Origin of the sequence: Azospirillum thiophilum, assembly GCF_001305595.1 — a bacterium.
Taxonomy (GTDB): domain Bacteria; phylum Pseudomonadota; class Alphaproteobacteria; order Azospirillales; family Azospirillaceae; genus Azospirillum; species Azospirillum thiophilum.
The window spans coordinates 724,611-749,717 of record NZ_CP012402.1; the positions used below are offsets into that span (position 1 = coordinate 724,611).

Annotated in this window: 25 protein-coding genes; 15 read left to right on the forward strand and 10 right to left on the reverse strand. The window is 65.8% G+C overall.

Going from position 1 to position 25,107, the window contains the following annotated elements; genetic code table 11:
• The first annotated feature begins 40 nt into the window (after nt 1–40).
• From AL072_RS16820 to AL072_RS16835, 4 genes are all read left to right on the forward strand, one after another.
• The gene (locus AL072_RS16820) at nt 41–1,210 is read left to right on the forward strand and encodes a phosphoserine transaminase (RefSeq protein WP_045583097.1); all 1,170 of its coding nucleotides are present in this window, start codon (nt 41–43) and stop codon (nt 1,208–1,210) included.
• A gap of 453 nt (nt 1,211–1,663) precedes the next feature.
• The gene (locus AL072_RS16825; protein ID WP_045583096.1) at nt 1,664–2,608 is read left to right on the forward strand and encodes an SDR family oxidoreductase; all 945 of its coding nucleotides are present in this window, start codon (nt 1,664–1,666) and stop codon (nt 2,606–2,608) included.
• 120 nt (nt 2,609–2,728) lie between these two features.
• Entirely contained in the window at nt 2,729–3,502 is a 774-nt protein-coding gene (locus AL072_RS16830; protein ID WP_052710109.1) for an HNH endonuclease family protein, read from the forward strand.
• 84 nt (nt 3,503–3,586) lie between these two features.
• Nucleotides 3,587–4,966, forward strand: a complete 1,380-nt coding sequence (locus AL072_RS16835) for an amidase (protein WP_045583095.1) — start codon at nt 3,587–3,589, stop codon at nt 4,964–4,966.
• Nucleotides 4,967–5,234: 268 nt separating this feature from the next.
• Here the strand turns inward: AL072_RS16835 and AL072_RS16840 are convergent, their stop codons facing one another.
• On the reverse strand, nt 5,235–6,008 hold the full coding sequence (locus tag AL072_RS16840) for a glycosyltransferase family 2 protein (protein ID WP_245636810.1): 774 nt from the start codon (nt 6,006–6,008) through the stop codon (nt 5,235–5,237).
• A 92-nt stretch (nt 6,009–6,100) separates the two neighbouring features.
• On the opposite strand from AL072_RS16840, the gene AL072_RS16845 reads away from it, so the two are divergent.
• Nucleotides 6,101–6,487, forward strand: coding sequence for a DUF423 domain-containing protein (locus tag AL072_RS16845; protein ID WP_045583094.1), 387 nt, complete (start codon nt 6,101–6,103; stop codon nt 6,485–6,487).
• 31 nt (nt 6,488–6,518) lie between these two features.
• Here AL072_RS16845 and AL072_RS16850 read toward each other — a convergent pair whose 3' ends face one another.
• The gene (locus AL072_RS16850) at nt 6,519–6,899 is read right to left on the reverse strand and encodes an ArsR/SmtB family transcription factor (RefSeq protein WP_045583093.1); all 381 of its coding nucleotides are present in this window, start codon (nt 6,897–6,899) and stop codon (nt 6,519–6,521) included.
• Between the two features lie 168 nt (nt 6,900–7,067).
• Between AL072_RS16850 and AL072_RS36120 the strand changes: the two genes are divergently transcribed.
• The 6 genes from AL072_RS36120 to AL072_RS16880 all read left to right on the forward strand — a co-directional run bounded on the left by AL072_RS36120 (nt 7,068) and on the right by AL072_RS16880 (nt 13,245).
• Complete coding sequence (locus tag AL072_RS36120) at nt 7,068–7,457, forward strand: sulfurtransferase TusA family protein (protein WP_342669603.1); 390 nt, start codon at nt 7,068–7,070, stop codon at nt 7,455–7,457.
• A 356-nt stretch (nt 7,458–7,813) separates the two neighbouring features.
• Entirely contained in the window at nt 7,814–8,743 is a 930-nt protein-coding gene (locus AL072_RS16860) for a histone deacetylase family protein (protein WP_045583091.1), read from the forward strand.
• Nucleotides 8,744–8,881: 138 nt separating this feature from the next.
• Complete coding sequence (locus tag AL072_RS16865; RefSeq protein WP_045583090.1) at nt 8,882–9,181, forward strand: exodeoxyribonuclease VII small subunit; 300 nt, start codon at nt 8,882–8,884, stop codon at nt 9,179–9,181.
• Between the two features lies 1 nt (nt 9,182).
• The gene (locus tag AL072_RS16870; RefSeq protein WP_045583089.1) at nt 9,183–10,085 is read left to right on the forward strand and encodes a polyprenyl synthetase family protein; all 903 of its coding nucleotides are present in this window, start codon (nt 9,183–9,185) and stop codon (nt 10,083–10,085) included.
• Between the two features lie 25 nt (nt 10,086–10,110).
• On the forward strand, nt 10,111–12,024 hold the full coding sequence (dxs, locus tag AL072_RS16875; protein ID WP_045583088.1) for a 1-deoxy-D-xylulose-5-phosphate synthase: 1,914 nt from the start codon (nt 10,111–10,113) through the stop codon (nt 12,022–12,024).
• Nucleotides 12,025–12,201: 177 nt separating this feature from the next.
• The gene (locus AL072_RS16880; RefSeq protein WP_045583087.1) at nt 12,202–13,245 is read left to right on the forward strand and encodes a sensor histidine kinase; all 1,044 of its coding nucleotides are present in this window, start codon (nt 12,202–12,204) and stop codon (nt 13,243–13,245) included.
• Nucleotides 13,246–13,484: 239 nt separating this feature from the next.
• On the opposite strand, the gene AL072_RS34380 is transcribed toward AL072_RS16880, so the two are convergent.
• The 7 genes from AL072_RS34380 to AL072_RS16910 form a co-directional block, all read right to left on the reverse strand.
• Complete coding sequence (locus tag AL072_RS34380) at nt 13,485–13,622, reverse strand: ATP-binding protein (RefSeq protein WP_425388591.1); 138 nt, start codon at nt 13,620–13,622, stop codon at nt 13,485–13,487.
• An 18-nt stretch (nt 13,623–13,640) separates the two neighbouring features.
• Nucleotides 13,641–14,057, reverse strand: coding sequence for a DUF3830 family protein (locus AL072_RS16885; RefSeq protein WP_045583086.1), 417 nt, complete (start codon nt 14,055–14,057; stop codon nt 13,641–13,643).
• 108 nt (nt 14,058–14,165) lie between these two features.
• The gene (gene hydA, locus AL072_RS16890; protein ID WP_045583085.1) at nt 14,166–15,590 is read right to left on the reverse strand and encodes a dihydropyrimidinase; all 1,425 of its coding nucleotides are present in this window, start codon (nt 15,588–15,590) and stop codon (nt 14,166–14,168) included.
• A gap of 45 nt (nt 15,591–15,635) precedes the next feature.
• Nucleotides 15,636–16,319, reverse strand: a complete 684-nt coding sequence (locus tag AL072_RS16895; RefSeq protein WP_045583084.1) for a GntR family transcriptional regulator — start codon at nt 16,317–16,319, stop codon at nt 15,636–15,638.
• Nucleotides 16,320–16,329: 10 nt separating this feature from the next.
• Nucleotides 16,330–17,025, reverse strand: a complete 696-nt coding sequence (locus AL072_RS16900) for an amino acid ABC transporter permease (RefSeq protein WP_045583083.1) — start codon at nt 17,023–17,025, stop codon at nt 16,330–16,332.
• 78 nt (nt 17,026–17,103) lie between these two features.
• Nucleotides 17,104–17,946, reverse strand: a complete 843-nt coding sequence (locus AL072_RS16905) for an ABC transporter substrate-binding protein (RefSeq protein WP_045583082.1) — start codon at nt 17,944–17,946, stop codon at nt 17,104–17,106.
• A gap of 47 nt (nt 17,947–17,993) precedes the next feature.
• Nucleotides 17,994–18,914, reverse strand: a complete 921-nt coding sequence (locus AL072_RS16910) for a dihydrodipicolinate synthase family protein (protein WP_045583081.1) — start codon at nt 18,912–18,914, stop codon at nt 17,994–17,996.
• Between the two features lie 151 nt (nt 18,915–19,065).
• Here AL072_RS16910 and AL072_RS16915 point away from each other — a divergent pair, with 151 nt between their 5' ends.
• The 4 genes from AL072_RS16915 (at nt 19,066) to AL072_RS16930 (ending at nt 24,459) form a co-directional block, all read left to right on the forward strand.
• Complete coding sequence (locus AL072_RS16915; protein WP_045583080.1) at nt 19,066–22,032, forward strand: FAD-dependent oxidoreductase; 2,967 nt, start codon at nt 19,066–19,068, stop codon at nt 22,030–22,032.
• 66 nt (nt 22,033–22,098) lie between these two features.
• Nucleotides 22,099–22,827: an amino acid ABC transporter ATP-binding protein gene (locus AL072_RS16920; protein ID WP_045583079.1), complete on the forward strand. Its 729-nt coding sequence runs from the start codon at nt 22,099–22,101 to the stop codon at nt 22,825–22,827.
• Between the two features lie 111 nt (nt 22,828–22,938).
• Nucleotides 22,939–23,616, forward strand: coding sequence for a GntR family transcriptional regulator (locus AL072_RS16925; RefSeq protein WP_082109041.1), 678 nt, complete (start codon nt 22,939–22,941; stop codon nt 23,614–23,616).
• A gap of 168 nt (nt 23,617–23,784) precedes the next feature.
• On the forward strand, nt 23,785–24,459 hold the full coding sequence (locus AL072_RS16930) for a dienelactone hydrolase family protein (protein ID WP_045583078.1): 675 nt from the start codon (nt 23,785–23,787) through the stop codon (nt 24,457–24,459).
• On the opposite strand, the gene AL072_RS16935 is transcribed toward AL072_RS16930, so the two are convergent.
• The gene (locus AL072_RS16935; protein WP_045583077.1) at nt 24,371–25,105 is read right to left on the reverse strand and encodes a protein-methionine-sulfoxide reductase heme-binding subunit MsrQ; all 735 of its coding nucleotides are present in this window, start codon (nt 25,103–25,105) and stop codon (nt 24,371–24,373) included. The two genes, AL072_RS16930 and AL072_RS16935, sit on opposite strands and share 89 nt — an antisense overlap.
• Between the last annotated feature and the right edge of the window lie 2 nt (nt 25,106–25,107).

Below are 25,107 nucleotides of genomic sequence, written 5' to 3' on the forward strand. Positions count from 1 at the left end.
GGACCTCCGCACACTCCCGTTCCGGGATAGGAAGTCTGCCATGAAGCCCAGCCACCGCCCGTCCAATCCGCTCTTTTCCTCCGGACCCTGCGCCAAGCGTCCGGGCTGGTCGCTCGACGCGCTGGACGGTGCGCTGCTCGGCCGTTCCCACCGCTCGAAGCCAGGCAAGGCCAAGCTGAAGGAGGTCATCGACCTCACCCGTGCGGTGCTGGGCATCCCGGGCGACTACCGCATCGGCATCGTTCCGGCGTCGGATACCGGCGCGGTCGAGATGGCGCTGTGGTCGCTGCTGGGCGCGCGCGGCGTCGACATGCTGGCCTGGGAAAGCTTCGGCAAGGAGTGGGTGACCGACGTGACCAAGCAGTTGAGGCTGCCGGACGTCCGCACCTTCGTCGCCCCCTATGGCGAGTTGCCGGATCTGTCTGCGGTCGATTTCAGCCGCGATGTCGTTTTCCCCTGGAACGGCACCACCGCCGGCGTCCGTGTGCCGGACGGCAACTGGATCCCGGCGGACCGCGAGGGCCTGACCATCTGCGACGCCACTTCATCCGCCTTCGCGATGGAAATGCCGTGGAACCGGATCGACGTCGCCACCTGGTCCTGGCAGAAGGTGCTGGGCGGCGAGGCGGCGCATGGCATGCTGGTGCTCGGCCCCCGCGCGGTCGCACGGTTGGAGAGCTTCCAGCCCGACCGTCCGCTGCCCAAGATCTTCCGGCTGATCAAGAACGGCAAACTGATCGAAGGCATCTTCGAAGGCGACACCATCAACACGCCGTCGATGCTCTGTGTCGAGGATGCCATCGACGGACTGCGCTGGTCGTTGTCGCTGGGCGGCCTGACCCAGTTGATCCGCAGATCGGAGCAGAATCTGCGGATCGTCGCGGACTGGGTCGAGGCGAGTTCCTGGGCGGGCTTCCTCGCCAAGAACCCCGCGACCCGATCCTGCACCTCGATCTGCCTGCGCTTCACCGATCCCGAGGTGACCGCCCTGACGGAAGAGGCGCAGGCCGCCTTCGCCAAGAAGCTGTCGGCCCTGCTGGAGAAGGAGGAGGCCGCCTTCGACGCCGGCTCCTATCGCGACGCGCCTCCCGGCTTGCGCCTTTGGGGCGGTGCCACGGTCGAGAACGAGGATATGGAGGCGGTGTTGCCCTGGCTCGACTGGGCCTTCGCCACCGTCAAGGCAGAGATGATCGGCAGCAGGAAAGCCTAGGTCGGACTGCGACCGCTACTGGACCGAAGGCCCTTCCGTGGCAATGACGCAACGGAGGGGCCTTTTGCATTTGGATGTCTTGTGCCGTGCAGCAAAGGAACTTCCCGATGATCGTTGGTATGCAGCAGCATTTCTGCACCAGTGTAACCGGTCCGACGCGCTGCGGCTCCCCGCGCGCTTGACCGGGGTTATCCACAGAACCGTGGACAAGGCGGTGGATAAGCCTGTTGAACCAGCGGTCCCGCCTGTCTCGAAACCGTCATGGTGAAATACCGACCGATTCGGCCCAGGTCTCGCCGAATGGGGCGCTGGATTGTCCGGTTGAGGCGCTGCCCTATCCCGAAGATGGTCTGGAGATCCGGCGGCTGTGTCCCGACCCTATAAATGGACTTTCCGGCATGCCACCGCATCGCGGCAAGCCGGCTTACTGCAAGGAAGGGGTTGGGACGGACCATGGCGCATTATCTCATCACCGGCGGCTGCGGTTTCATCGGTTCGCATCTGGCTGACCGGCTGTTGGCCAACGGGCATCGGGTGACGATTCTCGACAACCTGTCGAGTGGCCGGTTGGACAACAAGCCGGCCGCCGCAAAGCTGGTCGTGGGCGACGTGGCCGATCCTGATGCGGTGCGCGAAGCCATGGCCGGCGACGGATGGGAGGGGGTCGACGGTGTCTTCCATCTCGCTGCCGTGGCCTCGGTCCAGAAATCGCGGGAACTGTGGGCTGAGACACACCGCACCAACCTGCTCGGCACCGTCACCGTGTTCGAGGCGGCGCGCGATGCCAGGCGTGGCGGTCCGGTGCCGGTGGTCTATGCATCCTCCGCTGCGATCTACGGCGACAATACCAACACGCCGCTGAAGGAAGACGAACTGCCGCGCCCTCTGTCGGCCTACGGTGTCGACAAGCTGGGATGCGAGATGCACGCCCGTGTCGCCTGGTCGATCCAGGGGGTGCCGACGGTCGGCTTCCGCTTCTTCAACGTCTATGGTCCGCGCCAGGATCCGATGTCGCCCTATTCCGGCGTGATCTCCATCTTTGCCAACCGGGTGGCACGCGGGGAGGATGTTGAGATGCATGGCGACGGCCAGCAGGTCCGCGATTTCGTCTTCGTCGGCGACGTGGTGCGCATCCTGTCGTTGGCGATGGAACGGCGCTTCTGCGGTGCGGAGGTCTACAACCTCTGCACCGGCCGCGCGACCTCGCTGGTGATGTTGCTCGAAGTCCTGCAGGAGCTTTGCGGCAGCCAAGTCCGCCGCCACCACACCGAAGCCCGGGCCGGCGATATCCGCGTGTCGATCGGCGACCCGTCGCTGATGCGCTCCACATTCGACACCATGTGCCAGATCGGCCTGCTCCAGGGGCTCAGCGCAACGCTGACCGGCCGCATGCCCTGAGCTCGATTGAGATTGGTGCCGCCGGACGGTATGACATCGTCAGATATGCGGCGGATTGGGTGGGGATGGTGAGCGCTTTCAGACGGCTGGGCGGGAAGCGGCTCGGGGAAGTGGCCTGACATGGCCCGCCGCCGTTCCCTTACCCTGCGGGGGCTGTTCATCGTCCTTGCCATCCTTGCTGCCATCGCGGTGGCCGAACGCGTTGACATCCTCCCGCCGGGCACGCTCGACCGGCTGTTGGGGCAGGAGGCCCAGCGCGCACGCCAACCCCGCAGGTCACAGATCGCCGAACCGCCGCCGCCGGTGGTCGCCAGTTCTTCGGACCGCATCGACTATACAGAGGTGGCGCGCCGGCTCGACACAATCCGCGTCGCGCCGGAAAAGCGCCGGGGTTACGAGCGAGAGGCGTGGCCGCATTGGCTGGCCCTGGATGGCGGTTGTCTGAACGCGCGTGAGAAGGTGTTGATCCGCGATTCCCGGCGTCCGGCGACGCTGGACGCCAAGGGCTGCACCGTAAAATCCGGGGAGTGGATCGATCTCTATACTGGAGAGCGCTTCACCGATCCGCAGATGGTCGACATCGACCACCGCGTGCCGCTTGAAGAGGCTTACTCCAGCGGTGGCCATGAGTGGAGCCGAGAACGCCGTGCCGCCTATGCCAACGATACCAGCGACCCGCTGACCCTGCTGGCCGCCAGCCGCGAGGCCAACCGGGCCAAGGGCTCCAAGGGGCCGGAGGAGTGGTTGCCGCCCAAGCGCGACGGCATCTGCCTTTACGTTGCCGACTGGATTCTGGTGAAGGCGCGATGGGAACTCAGCATGGACGAACGCGAGCGCGTCACCGTCGGCAACATCCTGGCCGACTGTCGCGCTTCCGCCGCGCAGCAGCGTTGAGGCATTTCGGATCCGGATTTTTTCCGACGGAATTGGCGTGCCGGCCATTTCGCGCTACCGTCCGAGCCGGAAACGGGAGGATCCATGAGCATCCGGACGGACGCCATTTGGCAGGAAAGCGCGACAGCCCTGGCGGAACGGCTGGCGCGGCGGGATTTGTCGGCACGTGAGGCGGTGGAGGCACACCTGTCGCGCATCGGGGCCATGGAGCCGGCATTTTCCGCCTTCCTGACTATCGCCGCCGAAGCAGCACTCGCCCGCGCCGACCTGCTGGATGCGGAAGCGTCGCCGGTCGGACCGCTGCATGGCCTGCCCATCGCGGTCAAGGACCTGACAGACACCGCCGGCATCCGCACCACCTACGGTTCGGCGCTCTATGCCGACCATGTGCCGGTGTCCAGCGACATCGCCGTTGCGCGGATCGAGGCGGCGGGCGGTATTGTCATCGGCAAGACCAACACGCCGGAATTCGGCTTCGGTGCCATCTGCCGGAACCGGCTGTATGGTCCGACCTGCAACCCGGTAGACCCGGAACTCACCTCCGGCGGGTCAAGCGGTGGATCGGCAGTGGCGGTCGCGGTCGGCATGGCGCCGCTGGCGCATGGCACCGATTTCGGAGGGTCGGTGCGGGTGCCGGCCAGCTTCTGCGGCGTCGCCTCGATCCGGCCGACGCCAGGGCTGATTCCGGCACCGGGCCGCGCGCTCGGCTGGGATACGCTGGCGACCCATGGGGTTCTGGCCCGCGACACCGCTGATTGCGCCCTGCTGCTGTCGGCGATGGCCGGGAGTGACCTGCGCGATCCGACCTCCCTGTTCGGGGACCGCGACGACGGGTCGGACAGCCGTCTGGGCGCTACCGCCGACTTCGGCGCGGCCTCCGTCTCGCAGGCGGTGCGGGATCGTTTCGCCGAGGCGGTTGACCGGCTGCAACGGGCAGGGGGGCCGGTTGCGCGTTGCTATCCCGATTGCGGCGACGCCATGGCGACCTTCCGCACCCTGCGTGCGGCCCAGACGCGCCACGCTTTCGGTCCGATGCTGGCGAAGCACGGCGAGGCGCTGACCGATACCATACGATGGAACATCGAGGCGGGGGCCGGCATCGGCGCCGACGCCTATTTGCAGGCTCAGGCAGCCCGTACTGCACTCTATCGCCGCTTCGTGGCGCTGTTCGAGGAGATCGACGTGCTGGCTGCTCCGGCCTGCGGCGTGCTGCCCTGGCCGAACGCACACGGCGAGGTGACGACAATAGACGGCGAGCCGGTCGAGACTATCCTTGATTATCTCGGTGTCACCGCCATCGTCACGCTGATCGGCTTTCCCGTGTTGACGCTGCCTGTGGGGGGCGGTGCGCTGCCTTTCGGCATCCAACTGATCGCCCGTCCCGGCGAGGAATGGCGCTTGATCCGTCTGGGGCGCAAGCTCGAACGCGAGGCTGGCTTCGTTCACCATTGGGCATGCCGCTGATTGGTAAGCTCGATCTCTTCCCCGTAACGGATACTTATGGTAAATAATTTTCCATGGTAGAAACCAGACGAACCGGCGACCGTTCGAACGAGCCCATCCGGCCCGACTCCGGCGGACGGGTTCCTGCTGCCGGCGGGCGGGCGCGGGCCGATGGTGTCGCTCAGCAGGGACGCCAGCGCATACCGAACCTGCGCGAGCTGGCAGCCCTGGTCGTCAATGGGGTGCTGACGCTGCCACGCAACTACCGCCGTGGCATGTTTCTTGACGTTCAGGTGTAGGCCGCAATATCCGACCCGAACAGGCGTTCGAGCAAGGTGGGCGGCAGTTCATATTGCGGCAGGCACAGGCTGGTGCTGCGAGCGTGCATCATGTGCAGGCACAGCCCCTCGACATCGGGAAAGGTGCCGACGCTGAAGCGTTCGCGTGCGGCCTTGACGAAGGGAGCGTCCTCACAGGCGTTCACCGGCGGAAAGTGTGCCGTCTCCCAAACCTTGCGCCGGTACGCGTAGGAAAAGCCGTAGCCGTCGAGGTTGTCGGCCGAGGGCGGGTCATCCGGTGCTTCGACATAGGTACAGGTCTGGCGGCCCCAGCGGTGGTGCGAGCCGCCGACGGCTGTGTTCCAGTAGCCGAAGCGCCGATGCACCGTGCTGTAGAGGAACCAGCCCGACAGCTTCACCACATCGTTTCCCTGATCCAGCCAATCGAGCATTCGCTCCACATAGGTCGGGGCGTAGAAATCGTCGTCGTCCATATGGACGATCACCGAACCCTGGGCATGTTCTGCCATGATGTTGCGCTTCTCGCCGATGGCGTAGCGGCTGGGCGAATAGATATATTTCAGTTTCGGGTTCGCCAGCGGCTTCAGATAGGCCGATGGGCGAGGGCTGTCGTCGAACACCAGCCACTCGATGTCCGCATATGTCTGGGCCTGGATGCGAGCGTGAAGGAGAGGCAGGAAATCTTCCCGCTGCCAGGTGGGCGTGATGATGCTGACCAGCGGTGAGGTGGCCGGCGGCGAGGCGATAGCGGCTTTCATGGTCATTTCTTGCTCGTGCGGACAGCCATTGTGTACACAGTTGACAGAATAGCATCGCCCGCAGGCAGGCGGTGGCGTGAAGGAAGGGAGCGAGGCTCGTGGGATCAGTCGACCGGATCTGGATCGTTTTCGCCGCGCTGAACGGTGCCGTTGCGGTTGGCACCGGCGCCTATGCCAGCCACGCGCTGGCAGCGCAACCCCAGGCGCAGGAGTGGTTCCGCATCGCCGGACAGTATCAGATGGCCCATGCGCTGGCGCTGGTCCTGCTGGTGGCATTGGGTGCCCGGATCGGGCAGCGTGGACATCTTGCGATGCGCTTGGCCGGATGGCTCTTCGCCGTCGGGATTCTATTGTTCTGCGGCACGCTATATGCGTTGGCAACGGTCGGCCCGCTGCCGGTACCGATGACGGCGCCGGCCGGAGGCTGGAGTTTCATGCTGGGCTGGGTGGCGCTGGCGGTCGCAGCGCTTCGGGCGCGCGACTGAGGCTTGCGCCTGCCTGCGCATGCTGCAGATTTCAACCCAAGGCTGCGGATCGTAAAGCAGATGTGCCGTCAGAGGGGATGCCGTCACGGTCGTTGGCAGAATCGTCATTCTCCGCACTGGAGGCACAATAGAGGCCGTGCAGCGTGGTCATGATCGTCTGCGCTTCGTGCCCGTTCAGCGAATAGTAAATGTTTTGGGCGCTGCGGCGCGTGCGGACCAGATTATCCGTGCGAAGGCGGGCAAGATGCTGCGACAGGGCCGACTGGCTGAGCCCGACCAAGTCCTCCAATTCACCCACCGATCGCTCGCCCTGGCTTAAATAGCACAGGATGAGGAGGCGCCGTTCATTGCACATCGCCTTCAGCAATATACTCGCCCGGCGCGCATTGGCCTGCAAATCCTCGATCTTCATTGCTTTATCGTCGCCCTGTCCGTTCCGATTCGTTTTGCGTCCGTGCCGCCGTTGAATGGCACGAAAAATAAAAATGCTCGCATGATAGTATATTCTTACACATGCGGCATTGTCCACCTGTGGGAATCCGTCATAGGAGTCAGCCGCTGCTTTTGCGCCGTCGAGGGCTTGAGCGTTACCATTGCCTACGCCGGTGCTTTTTCTACGCTGGGCGATTGGAAATCAAACAAAGACATCACGCCTGGGTTGCGGTTGGTGAGATGGCGGCTCGAAACGGCTTTGTCATATCAACCGGTGACAACGACAGGCCGGTCGGCTAGCATTCCAGCCATGAGTGATCATCCATTGGATACCAAGGGCTTGCAGTGTCCGCTACCCGTCTTGCGCGCGCGCAAGGCGATGAAGGCCATCGCCGTTGGCGACACCTTGACTGTAGAGGCGACCGATCCAGGCTCCCGCAAGGATTTCCCCGCTTTCTGCGACGCGACGGGAAATCGTCTGTTGTCCGTCGAAGAAGTGGGGGGGGTATTGCGCTTCGTTATTGAACGGTTGGTCTGAACAAGCGGGCTCGAAAGCTGCGGCCTACATTGCGTGCGTTTGAGGAAGGGAACTTTTCCCGATTGCCATGTCGACGAAATCGACGGGACGATGTCCAGATTCCAGGGAATATGATTTCCTGAGGTCAGCGACTCTTGAGTTTCTGATGGAGACGAAAGAGAGTTGTCGCCGACATAATTTCCTGCACACTCCGCCCGTCAGTCCTGCCGTGTTACGGATTGCCCCGGATCCCAAAAGTGGGCTGTGACGAATCGTCCTGGATTCAGCCTGTACTTTCATTAGCGATCCGGGAAGAATGGTCTTTGGAAACGCGCTGAACGCCGCCTCGAAAACCAACGATAACGACTGAAAAATCGATGTTCACCACCCTGTTCTCCCACCCCGCGTGCCTGGAGCACGATACGGGTTTAGGTCATCCGGAATGCTCTGACCGCCTGCGCGCCGTGCTCGCCGCGCTCGAAACGGAAGAGTTCCATATGCTGGAACGGCAGGAGGCGCCACGCGCCACGGTGGAACAGCTTTTGCGAGCCCACCCACAGTCGCACATCGACCGTGTGCTGTCCCTCATTCCCGAGGTCGAGCATGCCGGCGTCGATGCCGACACCGTCGTCTCGCCCGGATCCGGGGAGGCGGCGCTCCGTGCGGCCGGGGCGGTCTGCGCCGCTGTCGACGCAGTGGCGACCGGGCAATCGCGCAATGCCTTTTGCGCCGTGCGCCCGCCCGGCCACCATGCGGAGCGGGAGAAGGCGATGGGATTCTGCCTGTTCAACAATGCGGCGGTCGGCGCCTATCATGCCCGTGCCGAACACGGCCTGCAGCGCGTCGCGGTGATGGATTTCGATGTCCACCATGGAAATGGCACGCAGGACATCTTCCAGCACGACCCTGACATGCTCTATTGTTCGACCCACCAGTCACCGCTCTACCCAGGCACGGGCGATGCGGGTGAGAAGGGGGAATACGGCAACTGCGTCAATGCGCCGCTTCCGGCAATGGCCGGTTCGCCGGAGTTCCGGCATGCGATGACCCACATCATTCTGCCGGCCATCGACCATTTCAAGCCGGACCTGCTGATCATCTCGGCCGGTTTCGACGCCCATTCGCGTGATCCGCTTGCGGGCCTGCACTTGATCGACGACGATTTCGTATGGGCCACGCGCAAGCTGGGCGAACTGGCACGCACCCATTGCGGGGCGAGAATCGTCTCGGTTCTGGAGGGAGGCTACAACCTGCGCGCACTGGCGTCGGCCAGCGCCGCCCATGTACGCGAATTGATGTACTGCTAAATCGCCCGGAGAGTTCCTCCTGCTCGAAAGGGGGAGAGGCTATCCGAACGCATAGGCCGCAAGGGCCGTGGTTCGACCTGCCTCAGCCCTTGCACATGACGTGGGCGGGGCATACCTTCGCGGGCTCGAGGTTCCACCATGGTTCTGCCCGACATGCCCCCTTCTGTCGCCCACCGGTCCGCCGAGCCGCCCTCCGCCGCTATCCCGCCCGACATTGCCGCCCTCAGCTTCGAGGACGCGCTCGCCGAACTGGAGCGGATCGTCCGTCAGCTCGAGGAGGGCCGCGGCAAGCTCGACGATGCCATCTCCTCATATGAGCGGGGCACTGCGCTGAAGCGCCATTGCGAGATGAAGCTGCGTGAAGCGCAGGCCAAGATCGACCGCATCACCGTGAGCGCCGACGGCACTCTCGGCACCGAATCCGTCCGGATCGACTGACGTGCAGACCATATCCCAAATCGAATTGAAGTCCGCCCTGGCGGAAATCGCGCAGGCGGTCGAGGTCAAGATCGGTGCCCTGCTGCCGACCGCCGACTTGGCGGAGGCGCGGGTGTTCGACGCCATGCGCTACGGCTGCCTGAACGGCGGTAAGCGTCTGCGCCCCTTCCTGGTGATGCAGTCCGCTGCGCTGTTCGGCGTCAATCCAGACTGCGCAATCCGTGCGGCCGCGGCGGTGGAGATGGTCCATAGCTATTCGCTGGTTCACGATGACCTGCCGGCGATGGACGACGGTGAGCTGCGGCGAGGACGTCCGACCTGTCATCGCCAATTCGACGAGGCGACGGCAATCCTGGCCGGTGACGGGTTGCTGACCCTGGCGTTCGAGGTGCTGGCCGACCCGGCGACGCACGAGGACCCCAACATCCGTTGCCAATTGGTGTCGGCATTGGCCAAGGCGGCCGGTGGCCATGGCATGGTCGGCGGCCAGATGCTGGACCTGATCGCGGAGCATGAGACCTTCGACCTCGGCACCACCACCCGACTTCAGCGCATGAAGACCGGTGAGATGATCGCCTTTTCCTGCGAGGCCGGCGGTATCCTGGGCAAGGCCAACCCGCCGCAACGCACGGCGTTGCGCGCCTATGCCCACGATCTGGGGTTGGCTTTCCAGATCGTCGACGACCTGCTGGACGTGGAAGGCACGGCGGAGGAGACCGGCAAGACGGTCGGCCGTGACGCTCAGGCCGGCAAGGCGACCTTCGTATCGATCCTGGGCCGTGACCGCGCCCGTGCTCAGGCGGAGATGCTATCCCGTCAAGCGTCGCAGCACTTGGACATTTTCGACGGGCGTGCCGATATGTTGAAGGCCGTCGCCGACTTCGTCGTCGTGCGCCGCGCCTGACCAACGCTTTGAGGACCCGCAAGACGTGACCGCCACCAAGACCCCGCTGCTCGACCTTTGTCCGACGCCAGCCAAGCTGCGGGCCTTGAAGCCCGAACAGCTCCGCCAGTTTGCCGACGAACTGCGTACCGAGACCGTGGATGCCGTGTCGGTGACCGGCGGTCATCTCGGCGCCGGACTGGGGGTTGTGGAACTGACGGTGGCGCTCCATTACGTCTTCGATACACCTTACGACCGGCTGATCTGGGACGTCGGGCACCAGTGCTATCCGCACAAGATCCTGACTGGCCGGCGCGACCGCATCCGCACGCTCCGTATGGGGGGCGGTCTCAGCGGATTCACCAAGCGGTCCGAAAGCGACTACGATCCGTTCGGCGCCGGTCACAGCTCCACTTCGATCTCCGCCGGGCTGGGCATGGCGGTTGCCAGCAAGATGAAGGGTGAGCGGCGCAATGTCATCGCCGTGATCGGCGATGGTGCAATGAGCGCCGGTATGGCGTACGAGGCGATGAACAACGCGGCCTCAACCAAGTCGCGGCTAATCGTTATCCTCAATGACAACGACATGTCCATCGCTCCGCCGGTTGGGGCGATGAGCGCATATCTGTCACGGTTAATCTCGTCCAAGCCGTACCTGTCCCTGCGTCATCTTGCGAAGGAGATCGCCGACCAGTTGCCGCGGCCGCTGCGCAACGCCGCCCGCCGGGCGGAGGAATATGCCCGTGGTATGGTTACTGGCGGCACCTTGTTCGAAGAGTTGGGCTTCTACTATATCGGGCCGATCGACGGCCACAATCTGGACCATTTGCTTCCGGTTCTGCAGAATGTCCGCGAGGCCGACGACGACAAGCCGGTGCTGATCCACGTCGTTACCAAGAAGGGCAAAGGATACGGACCGGCGGAGGCGTCGGCCGACAAGCTACATGCGGTGGCCAAGTTCGATGTGGTGACGGGCACCCAGGCCAAGCCGAAATCGAATGCTCCAACCTTTACCCGTGTCTTTGCTCAGAGTCTGATCGCGGAGGCAGTTGCCGACCCGACCATTGTCGGCATTACCGCGGCCATGCCATCGGGCACAGGGCTGGATTTGTTCGAAGAGCGTTTTCCCGACCGTTGCTTTGACGTCGGCATCGCCGAACAGCATGCAGTGACCTTTGCCGCCGGCATGGCGACGGAGGGCTTCAAGCCCTTCTGCGCCATTTACTCCACATTCCTCCAGCGCGCCTACGACCAAGTCATTCATGACGTGGTACTGCAGCATCTGCCGGTTCGATTCGCACTGGACCGCGCCGGTCTGGTTGGAGCGGACGGAGCGACCCATGCGGGCGCTTTCGACACGGCGTACCTAGGCTGCTTGCCCGACATCGTATTGATGGCAGCTGCTGACGAACTGGAGCTGATGCATATGGTGGCGACGCAGGCCGCCATCGACGACCGTGCGTCGGCCCTGCGTTATCCGCGTGGCGAGGGTGTGGGGCTGGAACTGCCTGACCGCGGCAAAATCCTGCCGATGGGCAAAGGCCGTATCCTGCAGGAAGGCACCAAGATCGCCATTCTCAGTTACGGCACCCGCTTGAGTGAGGCAAGGCGTGCGGCATCCGAACTGGCGGCCCGCGGCCTGTCCACCACGCTGGCCGATGCCCGTTTCGCCAAACCGCTGGACGAGGAACTGGTGCGGCGCCTTGCCCTTGAGCATGAGGTTCTGATCACCGTCGAGGAGGGATCGATCGGTGGATTCGGCAGCTTCGTGCTGCAGTTCTTGGCGACGGCGGGTCTGCTGGACGGCGGTCTGAAGATCAGGCCGATGGTTCTGCCGGACCTGTATCTCGACCATGACGCGCCAGCCAAGCAGTATGAAATCGCTGGCCTGACCGCCCAGCACATTGTTCGTACCGCCTTGCAGGCGCTGGGTATGGAGAGCGCCGCCGCCCGGGCCTGACCAGTTGTCTCCGCCCAAACCTTCCAAAGGGCGTAATGCCATTTGTCTAGCAGGTGTTCGGGTTGTTGGACTGGTGCCGAGCGCGAACGAAGCCTTACACTTACCAGGCTGAAATGGTACCCGTCGGGAACGGCCGCGGGAACCGGCAGCCCAGGGCGGCAGGCGAGGTTGGGGGCGATGGCGCACATTATGGCGGTCACGGCTTACCGGAATGCGGAGTTCGGTACCGAACCGGGGGCGGAGCGGCCGACGGAAAGTGGGGTCGTGACAGCCGGCGTCGGTATCGACGACCCGGCAACGCTGCGCTGCCTGCTGGACCAGACACCGACGCCCACGGCACTGGTGGATGGAGAGGAAGGTTGCTGTATCTTCGCCAATGCGGCCTTCCGCGCGCTCGGCGTCGTTGCTGGAACGAATCTGACAGAGCGTTTCCCGGCGCTGCCTTCCGCGCTGTTGGCTGAGGCGCGCCAGACCGGCAGGCCTCAGCGCAGCCGTGCAGTTGGCGACGGCGCCCTGGACGGCGTGCGGTTCTGGGATGTGCGGATTACCCCGATGATGGGGGTCAACAGCGTCGTCCGTGCCCTGATCGTCACCGTGGAAGAAACGCCGGAATCGGCAGCCGAACATGAACGCCGGCTGCGTGACGTCAGCCACCGGCTAAAGAACACGTTGCAACTGGTCTCCAGCCTGCTGACCCTTCAGACGTTATCAACCAAGGATCCAGAGGTGCGGCGGGCGCTGCAAAGTGCTGGAGGTCGTGTCGGTATCGTTACCCAGGCTCATCAGCATTCACATGGTGCCTTGCGCTCTGGTTGCATCAATGTAGCCGTTCTTCTTCGCGAGTTGTGCCTGGAATTGGAGGCGACTTTGCCCGGCGCTCACCGGATTCAAGTTGCGGCGGAGGTTGCCGAGATGCCGGCGGATGCGCTCATCCCCTTCAGCCTGATCGTCAGCGAGTTGGTTGGCAATGCCGCGCGCCATGCCTTTCCGGCTGGAGTGCCCGGCACCATCGATGTCCGGCTGGACCGCTATGAGGGTGGCGGTGTTCGCCTGGAGGTTTCTGACCGTGGGACCGGTCTGCCTGCCGGTGTGGATGTCGCAAGGGCGGCGACGTTGGGCCTGAAAGTGGTGCGCGCCTTCGTCGGCCAGTTGCGTGGCAAGCTGAGCGCCGACAGCGATCCCAGCGGCACCCGTGTAACGGTGGACTTTCCTCCAGCCTGAAACTTCCCGCTCGAAACCTGTGGGCGGATGGCCCTTCCGGCGCCAGAGAGAATCCGCACTGACTGGCCGAAAAGGATGCATTCCTGTATCCGGCATGTTGTTGCAGCCGATTTGTCATCCCCACCTTCGCAGGGATGACCGGAAACTCAAAATATGATCAAGCTTCTTCACCCGATTGCCCAGATGGAAGGGGCCAGTGGGTTCCCCTGGGCAACGAGCGGGTGAATGGGTTGGGTTGCTCAGGAACGATCTTTTTTGAATCGCCAGTTTTCATTGCCGGCTTCGAAGATGTCGCAGCGCTGCGTCAGCCGGTCGAGCAAGGTCGTCGTCATCGTGGCATCGCCGCCGAAGACGGCCGACCATTCGGCAAAGCTCAAGCCGGTGCCTCTTCTGTGTCAGCGAGTCAATTCGAAGCGGATCGGCTGTGCACCCTGCCAGAGGGTGCGCTTGCCGAGTTCCGCCAGATTCTCGAGCCCCTCGGTGATGGTGATGAAGTGATTGCCGGCGAGCTGGCCCATCTTGCTGGAGAACTGGACACCGCCATAGGCCAGCAGGATCTCGGTCTCGCTGATGCCGCCCGGATAGAGGATGATCTGGCCCGGAGCCGGGTGGCTGGTGTGGTTCTCGTAGCCGAGGCCGAAATCGGTATCGCCCAGCGGAATCCATACGCCTTCCCCGCTCCAGCGGACATGGACGATCTGGCCCTCGTAGGGCAGCAGGTTGCGGAACTTGGCGCAGGTCTTCGGTGCGGCGCTGGTTTCGAAGCGGGCGCCGAAGGTGAAGGGGCCAGCGGTGATGGTCAGGGCGTCCATGGTGTGATGATCCTCGTGTCTCGGGTTCGTACCTGCCCCGGCCCTAGCCCTCTGCGAGAGTAAGGGAGGGGTAGGGTGGGGGCGTATGTGGTGGGGTCACGTGTCCCCTCAGACCGCCGCCACCTTCGGCCGCGCCAGATCCGGCGTGTCACAGCGCAGAAAGGCGCCGCGGCCGGGCTGCGCCACGCAGGCGCCTCCCTCCACCACGACTTCGCCGCGCGACAGCACGGTCTCCGGCCAGCCGGTCACTTCCAGCCCCTCGTAGGGGGTATAATCGACGTTGTGGTGCAGCATGCCGTTGGTGATCGTGACCTTGCGGTCCGGGTCGTAGATCACGATGTCAGCGTCGGCGCCGATGGCGAGGCTGCCCTTGCGCGGGTGCAGGCCGTACATCTTGGCCGGGTTGGTGGCGGACAGCTCGACGAAGCGCTGGAGGCTGATTCGGCCCTTCTTCACCCCTTCGGAGAACAGGATCGGCAGCCGTGTCTCGATGCCCGGCACGCCGTTTGGGATCCAGTTGAAGGGGGTGTCGGCACCGTGCAGCATCTTGCCCTTGGGGTCCTGGTAGCGGAACGGCGCGTGGTCGGACGACACGATGTGGAAGGTGCCGCCGGCCAGCGCGTCCCAGATGACCGCCTGGTTGGCCTTGTCGCGCGGCGGCGGGCTGCAGATGCACTTCGCCCCCTCCATCCCGTGGCCGTGCAGGTCGTGCTCGGTCAGTACCATGTATTGCGGGCAGGTTTCGGCGTAGATGCGCATGCCGCGGCCCTGCGCCCAGTGGATTTGTTCGATCGCCTCGCGGCCCGAAACATGGACGATCAGGATCGGCACGTCGGCCAGTTCCGCCATGGCGATGGCGCGATGGGTCGCCTCGCGCTCCACCAACATCGGGCGTGAGTCCGCATGGTATCGCGGCGCGGTATGGCCGGCGGCGAGCAGCTTGTCGGTCAGCCAGCCGATGAAGTCGGCGTTCTCGGCATGGATCATCGCCATGGCGCCGTCGCGCCGGGCGACGCTGAGCAGTTCCAGCACCTGCCGGTCGTTGAGCTTCATGTCGTCGTAGGTCATGTAGATCTTGAACGACGTGTAGCCGTCATGGATCAGCGCCGGCAGATCCTGGCCGAGGAGCTGCTCGGTCGGGTCGCTGACGATGAGGTGGAAGGCGTAGTCGATCACCGCCTTGCCGTCGGCCCGCCGGTGATAGTCGCTCACCGCGTCGCGCAGCGACTGGCCCTTGAACTGGCAGGCGAAGGGGATGACCGTCGTGGTCCCGCCGCAGGCGGCCGAGCGGGTGCCGGTCTCGAAATCGTCGGCCGACTGCGAGCCATCGCTGGTCGGCTGGTCGAGGTGGCAATGGCCGTCGACGCCGCCGGGAAGCACCAGCTTGCCGGTCGCGTCGATCTCGCGCACACCCGGCCCGAGCCCGGTGCCGATGGCGGCGATGCGGCCGCCGATCACGCCGAGGTCGGCGGCGAACACGTCGGAAGCGGTGGCCAGCGTGCCATGGCGGATCACGGTGTCGAATTGCGGCATGGAACTCTCCCTGGTCCTCGAAGAACGGTTCTTGCGGCGGGGGTCTTACAGGAAATAGCCGCCTGGGTTGGCCTCGACGGCGATGGCGCGGCGGGCGTCGTCCTGAAGGTTGCGCAGATGCGCCAGCATGGCGGCCTTGGCGGCGGCGGCGTCGCGCCGCTCGGCCGCCTCCAGCACCGCCCGGTGTTCGGCGTCGATCTCACGCTTGCGGTGGAAGGCGCTGGAGATGCGGAACAGGCGGGCGACCACGCGCATCCGCGTGATGGTGTCGGCCAGCGTCTCGTTGCCGCTGACGCGGGCGAAGAAGCTGTGGAAATGGTTGTCGTAGAGCCAGTGCTGCATGTCGTCCTCGCCGTCCTCCAGCGAGTCCAGCCCGCGCCGCAACTCCGCCAGATCGGCGTCGCCGATCTGAGGAACCGCCGTCCCGATGGCGTGGCACTCCAGCAGCTCGCGCATCTGCATGCACTCGAAGAACTCGCGGGCCGAGACGATTCGGACCCGGTAGCTGCGCTCGCTGGTGCGCTCCAGCAGCCCCTCGCCGACCAGCCGGACCAGCGCCTCGCGCATCGGCGTGCGCGACACGTTCAACCGCTCTGCCAGCCGGCCTTCCGGCACCTCGGCGCCGCCGGGGATCTGGCGACTGAGGATCAGCTCGCGCAGATGCCCATGGGTTTGGTCGCCGAGGTTGGTGGGGCGAGGGAACAGCGAGTCGGGCGGGGGCGGGGGCATGACAGGTGCCTCACTGGCCGTCGACGATCGCGACGTTGCGGTAGGCGCGGCCGAAATGGCGCTCGATGCGGCGCTGGACGATGTCCCACAGCGAAGTCATCAACAGGTAGTAGAGCGCCGCCACCGTGAACAGCTCCAGCACCATGAAACGCTCCTGGATGAGGAGTTGGGTGCTGCGCAGCAGTTCCTCCATCGAGATGACCGAGGTGACGGACGTGGTCTTCAAAAGCCCGTTCACGCTGTTGCCGAGTGCGGGAATGATGATGCGGACGGCCTGCGGCAGCACGATGTAGGCCATCACCTGGGCCGAGTTCAGCCCGAGCGCGCGGCCGGCGTTGCTCTGCCCGGCGGCGACACCGAGGATGCCGCCACGGATGATCTCGGCCAGATAGGCGGCCTCGTTCAGGATCAGGCCGATCAGCGCGGATTCCGTCACCGACAGCTTGATGCCGATCTGCGGCAGGCCGGTGTAGATGATGATGAGCTGGACCAGCAGCGGCGTGCCGCGGAACACCCAGATGTAGGCTTGTGCCGCCACCGCCACCCAGCGGTAGGGAGACAGCCGCAGCAGCGCCAGCAGACAGCCGACCACCAGGCCGCCGGCGATTCCCGCGAGCGTCAGCCACAGGGTGGTGAGCGCTCCGCTGAGCAGATACCCGTTGAACAGGTAGTCGAAGAACCCGTCCCAGTTCCAGCCGCTGGTCATTCCGTCAACCTTTCACTCTTGTCCGGCGCACGGGCGGCGACGGGGCCATGCCCCCTGCCGCCGCCCGTGCCCCGCGTCTCACATGCCGGGGCCGTTGACCTTGAAGGCGCCGTCGTTGGGCAGCAGGCCGTATTCGTCCATCAGCTTCTTGTACGAACCGTCCTTCTGCATGTCGTTGAGGACGGCCACCACGGCCTCGCTCAGCGGCTTGCTTTTCATCGCCAGGGCGACCGGGGTCGGGAACAGGCCGTGCAGGGCGCGGTCGAAGTCGCCGCGCTTGCTGTATTCCGCCGCCGTCGGATCGATCGCCACCGACGCCTCGGTCTGGCCGGCGCGCAGCGCCTGGTAGGCCGTGGCGAAATTGTCGAAGGTCTTGATTTCGATCGGCTTCAGCCCCTTGGCCGTCACCATCTTGTCGAGCTCGCGCAGCTTGCGCTCCTCGAAGCCGCCCAGTTCGACGCCGACCGGGCGACCCGCCAGATCCTCCGGCTTGACGATCTTCAACGGGTTGCCCTTGGTTACCGAGATGCTGATCGCCTGCGATTCATAATTGATCATCGGCATCATCTTGGCCCGCTCCTCGGTCCAGAAGATGCCGGTGTTGATGAGATCCCAGCGGCCGGCCTGGAGGCCGGGGATCATCGCCGAGAACTCGATGCGGACATATTCCAGCGTCAGGCAGAGCCGCTTGGCGATCTCGTTGCCCAGCGTGATGCGCATGCCCTTCAGCTGGCCGCTCGAATCGATGAACTGCATCGGCGGCAGGGTCGGGTTGGTGGACATCACCAGTGTGCCCGGCTTGACCAGCTCGGAATCGGCAACTGCCGGCTTGCACGCAGCCGACTGGGGTGCGGTTTGGGCGGCTGCCGGGAGCGCGAACAGGGTCAGGCCGGCGGCGATCAACAGCTTGCGAATGGTCATTCTAATCCCCTTCTCTCGTGTTTGGACGGTCCAGCACTTGCACCCGGTCAGCGCCTGGTCCCACCAGCGGGGGAGGCGCCCAGGGAATCGATCAGGCCGTACGCCGCCAGATCGGCGCGCAGGGCCTCGGTATCGCCGGTCGGCAGCGGCAGGCGCGGCGCACGCGGCGCTCCCACCGGCAGGCCCATCATGCCCAGCCCGGCCTTCGACGCGGCGACGTAGCGGTGGCCGCCGACCCAGCGGACGATCGGCAGCATCTTCTTGTAGAGCGCCAGCGCCTGCTCCTTGTCGCTGTGGTCGGCCACCAGCTCGAACAGCCGGGCCGAATCGCGCGGGATCAGGTTGGAGCAGACCGCGACCCAGCCCTGGGCGCCGAGCCAGAAGGATTCGTAGCCGAGGATGCCGGCGAACACCGTCATGCGGTCGCCGCACAGCTCGATGATGTCGCGGACCCGCGTCACCTCCAGCGTCGATTCCTTGATGTACAGCACGTTGTCGATCTCGCTCAGCCGCGCGACGATCGGCGGCGTGAGGTCGACGTTGGCGGTCGCCGGGTTGTTGTAGATCATCACCGGCAGCGAGATCGCCTCGCCGATGCGGCGGTAATGCTCGAACAGTTCGTCCGGGGTCGGCGAACTGTAGTAGGGCGGGATCACCATGATCCCGTCGGCACCCATCCGCTCGGCTTCCTTGGCGTGGGCGACCGCGTCGCGGGTCCATTCCGCGCCCGTGCCGATCAGCACGGGCACGCGGCCCGCCGATTCAGCCACGCAGATCTCGATGACCTGGGCCCGCTCCTCCGGGGTCATCGACAGGAACTCGCCGGTGCTGCCGAGCGGGATCAGCCCGTGGATGCCCTGCTCGATCTGCCAGTTCACCAGCTTCTTGAGCGCCGGAACGTCCACCGCGCCGCCGTCGGCGGTGAAGGGGGTGATCAGGACCGTGTAGGTGCCGCGCAATGCCGTCATGGGTTCCCCCAAGCTCCTGCCTAATTTTTGACCTTGCCTAAATACTACTCGTATACTAACTGTATACAGGAATCCAGCGCAAATTGACGCAGCCTTGAAAAGCCCCTCGCCAAACCGTTTCCCACCGCAATCCGGAAAAGCCTTCCCGCCCATGCGCCTCGAACATTCCAGCGTCCGCCGCGACGGCGCCCCCATCGAGATCACCTATGACGGCGAGCGGATTCCCGCGCTGGCCGGGGAGACGGTGGCGGCAGCCCTGGCGGCGTACGGTGTCGCCGCCTATCGCCACAGCCGCGACGGCGGGCGGCGCGGCCTCTATTGCGGCATGGGCGCCTGCTTCGAATGCCTGGTGACGGTGGACGGCAAAGCCAGCCAGCGCGCCTGCCTGACCAAGGTGGCGGACGGCCAGACCATCCGCTCGCAGCCGCCGGCCGGCACACCCGAAGATCCGCTGGCCCCGCTGGTGCCGCCGCCGCAGGGTACGGCGCCGGAAGAGCGGACGCTGGACCTGCTGGTGATCGGAGCCGGCCCGGCCGGTCTGGCCGCGGCGGCGGCCGCTGCGCGGCGCGGTGCCGACGTGGTGGTGGTGGACGAGCGGCCGCAGAGCGGCGGCCAGTATTTCAAGCCGCTTGCCCCCTCGCATAACACCGACAAACCGACCGACCGCCAGTTCCGCTCCGGCCTCGCCCTGGTCGAGGCGGCGAAGCGGGCCGGCGCCACCAGTGTTCAGGAGGCGACGGTGTGGGGCGCCCACGCCCCCGACGAAGTTGTCGCCGTCGTCGCTGGGCGCGAGACCGTCTACCGGCCACGCCGGCTGGTGATCGCCAGCGGTGCCTACGAGCGGCCGGCGCCCTTCGCGGGCTGGACCCTGCCCGGCGTGATGACGACCGGCGCCGGCCAGACCCTGGCGCGCGCCTACCGCGTGGCCCCCGGCCGCCGGGTGGTGGTCGCCGGCAACGGCCCGCTCAACCTGCAACTGGCCTGCGAGCTGGTGCAGGGGGGTGTCGAGGTGGTCGCCGTTCTGGAAAGCGCGCCGCGCCCGTCGCCCGCCCGCTGGCGCGAGCTGCTGAAGGCGCTGCGCGCGGCCCCCGGCCTGATCGGTGACGGCGCCCGCTATATGCTGACGCTGCGGCGTGCCGGGGTGCCGATGCTGTGGTCGCACGGCATCGTCGCGGCAGAGGGCGCGGCAGAGGGCGACGGTCGGCTGGACCATGTGCGCTATGCCCCGCTCGGTGCCGACGGCACGCCGCGGCTGGCCGATGCCGTCAGTGTTCCCGCCGACGCACTGTGCCTGGGCTACGGCTTCATCCCCTCGACCGAGATCGCCCGCGCGCTCGGCTGCGCCCACCGGCTGGTCGATCGCCATCTCGGCTACCTCGCCACCGAGACCGAGGTGGACGGCGCCACCAGTCTGCCGGGGGTCTTCGCGGTCGGCGACGGCGTCGATCTCGGCGGCTCACGGGTGGCGCAGGCGCGGGGCACGCTGGCCGGCATCTCCGCCGCCACCCAGCTCGGCCTGACAGACACGTACCCGGAGGAAAGCCGGCGGACGCTGGCCGACCTGCGACGGGCCGAGGGCTTCCAGGCCGCGCTGTGGTCGATCTACCGGGCGCCGCCGGTGCGGCTCGGCGCCGTACCCGACGACGCCATGCTGTGCCGCTGCGAGGAGATCACCTTCGGCCAGGTCCGCGCCGAGATCGCCGCCGGCCATGACAGCCTCGCGGCACTGAAGCGCAACACCCGGCTCGGCATGGGCCGCTGCCAGGGGCGCTACTGCGCGGCGACCGCCGCACTGCTGCTGGAGCAGGCCACCGGCCGTCCGCGGGCGCCCGAGCAGTATCTGGCGCCGCGCCTGCCGGCCAAGCCGACGCCGGCCGGCGCCTTTGCCTTCGAGAAGCCGGAATGGGGCGGCCATCAGCGCGCCATCACCCCCAACCTCGCCCGCCCGCTGGAGGACGGCCCGCTGCCTGACCAGGAGGTAGAGATCCTGATCGTCGGCGGCGGCGTGGTCGGCTCCTGCCTCGCCTATTACCTGACGCAGGCCGGCCGCGACGTGCTGGTGGTCGAGCGCGGCGACATCAACCTCCAGGCGTCGGGCGCCAATGCCGGCAGCCTGCATGTCCAGCTCCTGTCCTTCGACTTCGGAGCGCGGGCCGAGGCGGGCGGCGGCCCGGCCGCGGCGACGCTGACGCTCGGCCCGCGCTCCGTCGCGCTGTGGCGCGAGCTGGAGAAGGCCTGTGGCGCCGATTTCGAGCTGGCCGTCACCGGCGGGCTGATGGTCGCCGACAGCCCGGCCGGCATGGAGTTCCTGCGCGCCAAGGCGGCGCTGGAACGGCAATACGGTGTCGAGAACGCGATCATCGACGCAGCCGAGCTGCGCCGCCTCGCCCCGGCCCTGTCGGACGGGCTGGTCGGTGCCGAATACGCCCCGCAGGAGGGCAAGATCAACCCGCTGCGCGCGACCTACGCCGTGCTGGAGCAGGCCCGCCGCCAGGGCGCCCGCTTCCTGCGCGGGGTCAACGTCACCGGCATCGCCGCGGCACCCGCCAATGAGGGCGGCGGTTGGCGGGTCGAGACCTCGCGCTGCCGCATCCGTGCCAGGCAGATCATCAACGCCAGCGGCCCCTGGGCACGCGAAACCGGGCGGCTGGTCGGCATCGACGTGCCGGTGCACAGCGCGCCCTTGCAGATGATCGTCACCGAACCGGCGCCCAAGCTGGTCAGCCAGCTCGTCGCTCATGCCGACCGCCATCTCAGCCTGAAGCAGGCCGTCACCGGCGGGCTGATCATCGGCGGTGCCTGGACCGCCGTCTTCGACCCGGCACGCCGCTTCAACACGGTGTCGCGCTCCAGCATCGAGGGCAACCTGTGGGTCGCCCGCCATGTGCTGCCGCAGATCGCCGGGCTGCATGTGGTGCGCGCCTGGGCGGCGATGAACATCAACATCGACGGAGCGCCGATCCTCGGCCCGGTGCCGGGATTGCCGGGATTCTTCAACACGGTGACGTCCAACGGCTTCACCCTGGCCCCGGTCGTCGCCCGCATGACCGCCGACCTGCTGCTGGACGGCCGCACCGACATCGACCCGACGCCGTTCCTGATCGACCGGTTCCGCTGAAACGCCCCCCCTTCCCCCAACGTTCCGGCGCCGCTGCGGCGCCGCCCATCGCCAAGAGAATCCCTCATGATCGCCATCGAGAATGTCAGCAAGACCTACGGCACCTTCCAGGTCCTGAAGAACTGCACGACCACCGTGCGCAAGGGGGAGGTGGTGGTGGTCTGCGGCCCCTCCGGGTCGGGCAAGTCGACGCTGATCAAGTGCGTCAACGGGCTTGAGCCCTTCCAGTCCGGCCAGATCAAGGTGGACGGCATCGACGTCGGCGCGCGGGCAACCAACATGTCGGCGCTGCGCGCCCGCGTCGGCATGGTGTTCCAGAATTTCGAGCTGTTCCCCCACCTGACCATCATGCAGAACCTGACGCTGTCTCAGCGCAAGGTGCTGGGCCGCCCGACCGCCGAGGCCGAAGCCAAGGGAGAGGCGCTGCTGGCGCGGGTCGGGCTGGCCAACCAGGCGCATAAGTTCCCCGGTCAGCTTTCCGGCGGTCAGCAGCAGCGCGTTGCCATCGCCCGCGCCCTGGCGATGGACCCGATCGCCATACTGTTCGACGAGCCGACCTCCGCGCTCGACCCGGAGATGATCAATGAGGTGCTCGACGTCATGGTCGAACTCGCCAACGAGGGCATGACGATGATCTGCGTCACCCACGAGATGGGCTTCGCCCGCAAGGTCGCCCACCGGGTGATCTTCATGGACCATGGCAGCATCATCGAGGATTGCACCAAGGCCGAGTTCTTCGAGACCCAGCGTTCGGAGCGCGCCGCCCAGTTCCTTGCCAAGATCCTGCAACATTGAGCGAAGCGTCGAGCCACGCCCCGCCGGCTCGCCGGAACGTTCAGAACCTTTGCAGGACAATGATCCGTCTGCTTTGTTAGGGAGAGATCAGCGTCAGGGGGCAGGACTGGTATGAGCATGGAGATGGACAGCCCGAAAGCAGCGACCCCGGCCGCTGCCGGCGTGAATCTGGCGAGCATGGCCTACCGGACCATCCTGGAGATGATCCTCGACCGCCGGATTCCCAGCGGCGAGGTGATCGTCGAGGACCGGCTGGCCACCGCGCTCAGCATTTCACGCACGCCGATCCGCGAGGCGCTGGTGCGGCTGGCCAGCGAGGGGTTGATCCGCAAGGAGTTCAACCGCCCCTACCGGGTGCGCGAGGTTTCCAACCGCGAATATTTCCAGAGCATGCGCCTGCGCGAGATCCTGGAGGGGGAGGCGATCGCAGCCGCCGCGTCGCGGATCGACCCCCTCCGGCTACAGGCGATGAAGGCTGAGATGCTGCGGTTGCGCGACGAGCCCAAGATCCGCTTCGAGGACCATTGGGCGGCCGACGAGGAACTGCATACTCTGATCGCCGAGGCGTCCGGCAACGCGGTGCTGGCGCAGATCATCCGCGACCTGCGGGTGACGACGCGGCTGTTCGAGCTGTCAGGCCTGCCATCGCGCATCCGTCCCGATTGCGACGAGCATCTCGACGTCATCGCCGCGCTGGAAACCGGCGACCCGGCGGAGGCCCGTGCCGCCATGGAGCGGCACATCCGCAGCCTGGCCAAGGACGTACTGGGCGAGATCGCCAAGAGCTGAGCAGGGTTGCTCATCGACGCCGCGTAGAGGCGGCACTGATATGGATCCGGAATTTGTGACAGGTGGCGGCGCAAGGAACCGACCTTGCCCGGTTGCCGCCACGCTTTAGGTGTCTATGATTCAACCCAATGGCCGCGTCGACGGTCTTCAAAGACGAGGGTTCGGGATATGAGTGATGCGACGGCAAGCTGGATCGAACTGCAGGCCGTGGACGGTCACCGGCTGCGCGCCTACAAGGCGCCGGCCAAGGGTGAAGAGATCGGTCGGCTGATCGTGGCGCCGGAAATTTTCGGCATCAATCATCACATCCGCAGCGTGTGCGATGGATTCGCCCAGCAGGGCTTCACTGTTTTGGCACCGGACCTGTTCGACCGGGCCGAGCGTGGGGTCGAACTGGCCTATGACGATGCCGGTATCCAGAAGGGCATCGCGTTGAAGGGGGCGGTGCCTACCGCCGACGCGATGCAGGACGTTGCCGCTGCGCTGGCCCATCTGGGCGGTGCCGGCGCGGCTGCCATCGTCGGCTATTGCTGGGGCGGGAGCATCGCCTGGGCTGCGGCTGCCGCTCTGCCACTGCGCGCGGCGATCGGCTATTATGGCGGCGAAATCGGCAAGTCCCTCGATACCGCCCCGCGCGTGCCGACGCTCCTGCACTTCGGGGAGCAGGACCATGCCATCCCACTGTCGGTGGCGGACGGCGTGCGCTCCCGCTATCCATGGCTGCCGATTCATGTCTATCCGGCTGGCCATGGCTTCAACTGCGACGAGCGGGGGAGCTTCCATCCGGAAAGCGCGGTTCTGGCGCTTCGGCGGACCGTGGGGCTGCTGCGGGCCGTGTTCTGACCGCCGGCTCCTTCCGCCGCGCGAGCCGGATCGGCCAGCGGCGGAAGGCCAGCAGCCCGATACAGATCAGCGCATAGACCAGCGGCGCCGTCTGCCAGCCCTTCACCAGCATGATGAAGTGGAGGCAGGCGGCCAGCCCGGCGACAAAGACTCCCTTATGGAGCAGACGCCAGCGCTTGCCGCCCAGCCGCTTGACCATGCCGCCGGTCGATGTGGCGGCAAGCGTCGTCAAAATCATGAACGCGCCCATGCCGACGGTGATATAGGGGCGCTTGACGATATCCTGCCAAATCGCCGTCCAGTCGAAGAACTGATCCAACCCGATATAGGTGGACAGGTGGACAACGGCATAGAAGAAGGCGAACAATCCGAGCATCCGCCGGAAGCGTGCCAGCCCTGCCACTCCGGTCAACATGCGCAATGGCGTCAACGCCAGCGCAATCAGCAGGAATCGCAGGGCCCACAAACCGCTGGCCTTGACGCTCTCCAGCACCGGCTCCGCCCCAAGCTCACCCGTGTAGGCGAGCCAGACGGTCCAGATCAGGGGAATCAGGGCAAACATGAAGACGGCGGGCTTGGCCCAGCGTGACGTCAGGGCGGCATTGGCGGCGGCACGCAAATCGGGGATATGGATTGCTGCGGCCATGG

Coding starts and splice junctions, on each gene's coding strand:
- AL072_RS16820 (WP_045583097.1), top strand. CDS start 41: ATGAAGCCCAGCCACCGCCCGTCCAATCCGCTCTTTTCCTCCGGACCC.
- AL072_RS16825 (WP_045583096.1), top strand. CDS start 1,664: ATGGCGCATTATCTCATCACCGGCGGCTGCGGTTTCATCGGTTCGCAT.
- AL072_RS16830 (WP_052710109.1), top strand. CDS start 2,729: ATGGCCCGCCGCCGTTCCCTTACCCTGCGGGGGCTGTTCATCGTCCTT.
- AL072_RS16835 (WP_045583095.1), top strand. CDS start 3,587: ATGAGCATCCGGACGGACGCCATTTGGCAGGAAAGCGCGACAGCCCTG.
- AL072_RS16840 (WP_245636810.1), bottom strand. CDS start 6,008: ATGACCATGAAAGCCGCTATCGCCTCGCCGCCGGCCACCTCACCGCTG.
- AL072_RS16850 (WP_045583093.1), bottom strand. CDS start 6,899: ATGAAGATCGAGGATTTGCAGGCCAATGCGCGCCGGGCGAGTATATTG.
- AL072_RS16860 (WP_045583091.1), top strand. CDS start 7,814: ATGTTCACCACCCTGTTCTCCCACCCCGCGTGCCTGGAGCACGATACG.
- AL072_RS16865 (WP_045583090.1), top strand. CDS start 8,882: ATGGTTCTGCCCGACATGCCCCCTTCTGTCGCCCACCGGTCCGCCGAG.
- AL072_RS16880 (WP_045583087.1), top strand. CDS start 12,202: ATGGCGCACATTATGGCGGTCACGGCTTACCGGAATGCGGAGTTCGGT.
- AL072_RS16885 (WP_045583086.1), bottom strand. CDS start 14,057: ATGGACGCCCTGACCATCACCGCTGGCCCCTTCACCTTCGGCGCCCGC.
- hydA (WP_045583085.1), bottom strand. CDS start 15,590: ATGCCGCAATTCGACACCGTGATCCGCCATGGCACGCTGGCCACCGCT.
- AL072_RS16895 (WP_045583084.1), bottom strand. CDS start 16,319: ATGCCCCCGCCCCCGCCCGACTCGCTGTTCCCTCGCCCCACCAACCTC.
- AL072_RS16900 (WP_045583083.1), bottom strand. CDS start 17,025: ATGACCAGCGGCTGGAACTGGGACGGGTTCTTCGACTACCTGTTCAAC.
- AL072_RS16905 (WP_045583082.1), bottom strand. CDS start 17,946: ATGACCATTCGCAAGCTGTTGATCGCCGCCGGCCTGACCCTGTTCGCG.
- AL072_RS16910 (WP_045583081.1), bottom strand. CDS start 18,914: ATGACGGCATTGCGCGGCACCTACACGGTCCTGATCACCCCCTTCACC.
- AL072_RS16915 (WP_045583080.1), top strand. CDS start 19,066: ATGCGCCTCGAACATTCCAGCGTCCGCCGCGACGGCGCCCCCATCGAG.
- AL072_RS16920 (WP_045583079.1), top strand. CDS start 22,099: ATGATCGCCATCGAGAATGTCAGCAAGACCTACGGCACCTTCCAGGTC.
- AL072_RS16925 (WP_082109041.1), top strand. CDS start 22,939: ATGAGCATGGAGATGGACAGCCCGAAAGCAGCGACCCCGGCCGCTGCC.
- AL072_RS16930 (WP_045583078.1), top strand. CDS start 23,785: ATGAGTGATGCGACGGCAAGCTGGATCGAACTGCAGGCCGTGGACGGT.
- AL072_RS16935 (WP_045583077.1), bottom strand. CDS start 25,105: ATGGCCGCAGCAATCCATATCCCCGATTTGCGTGCCGCCGCCAATGCC.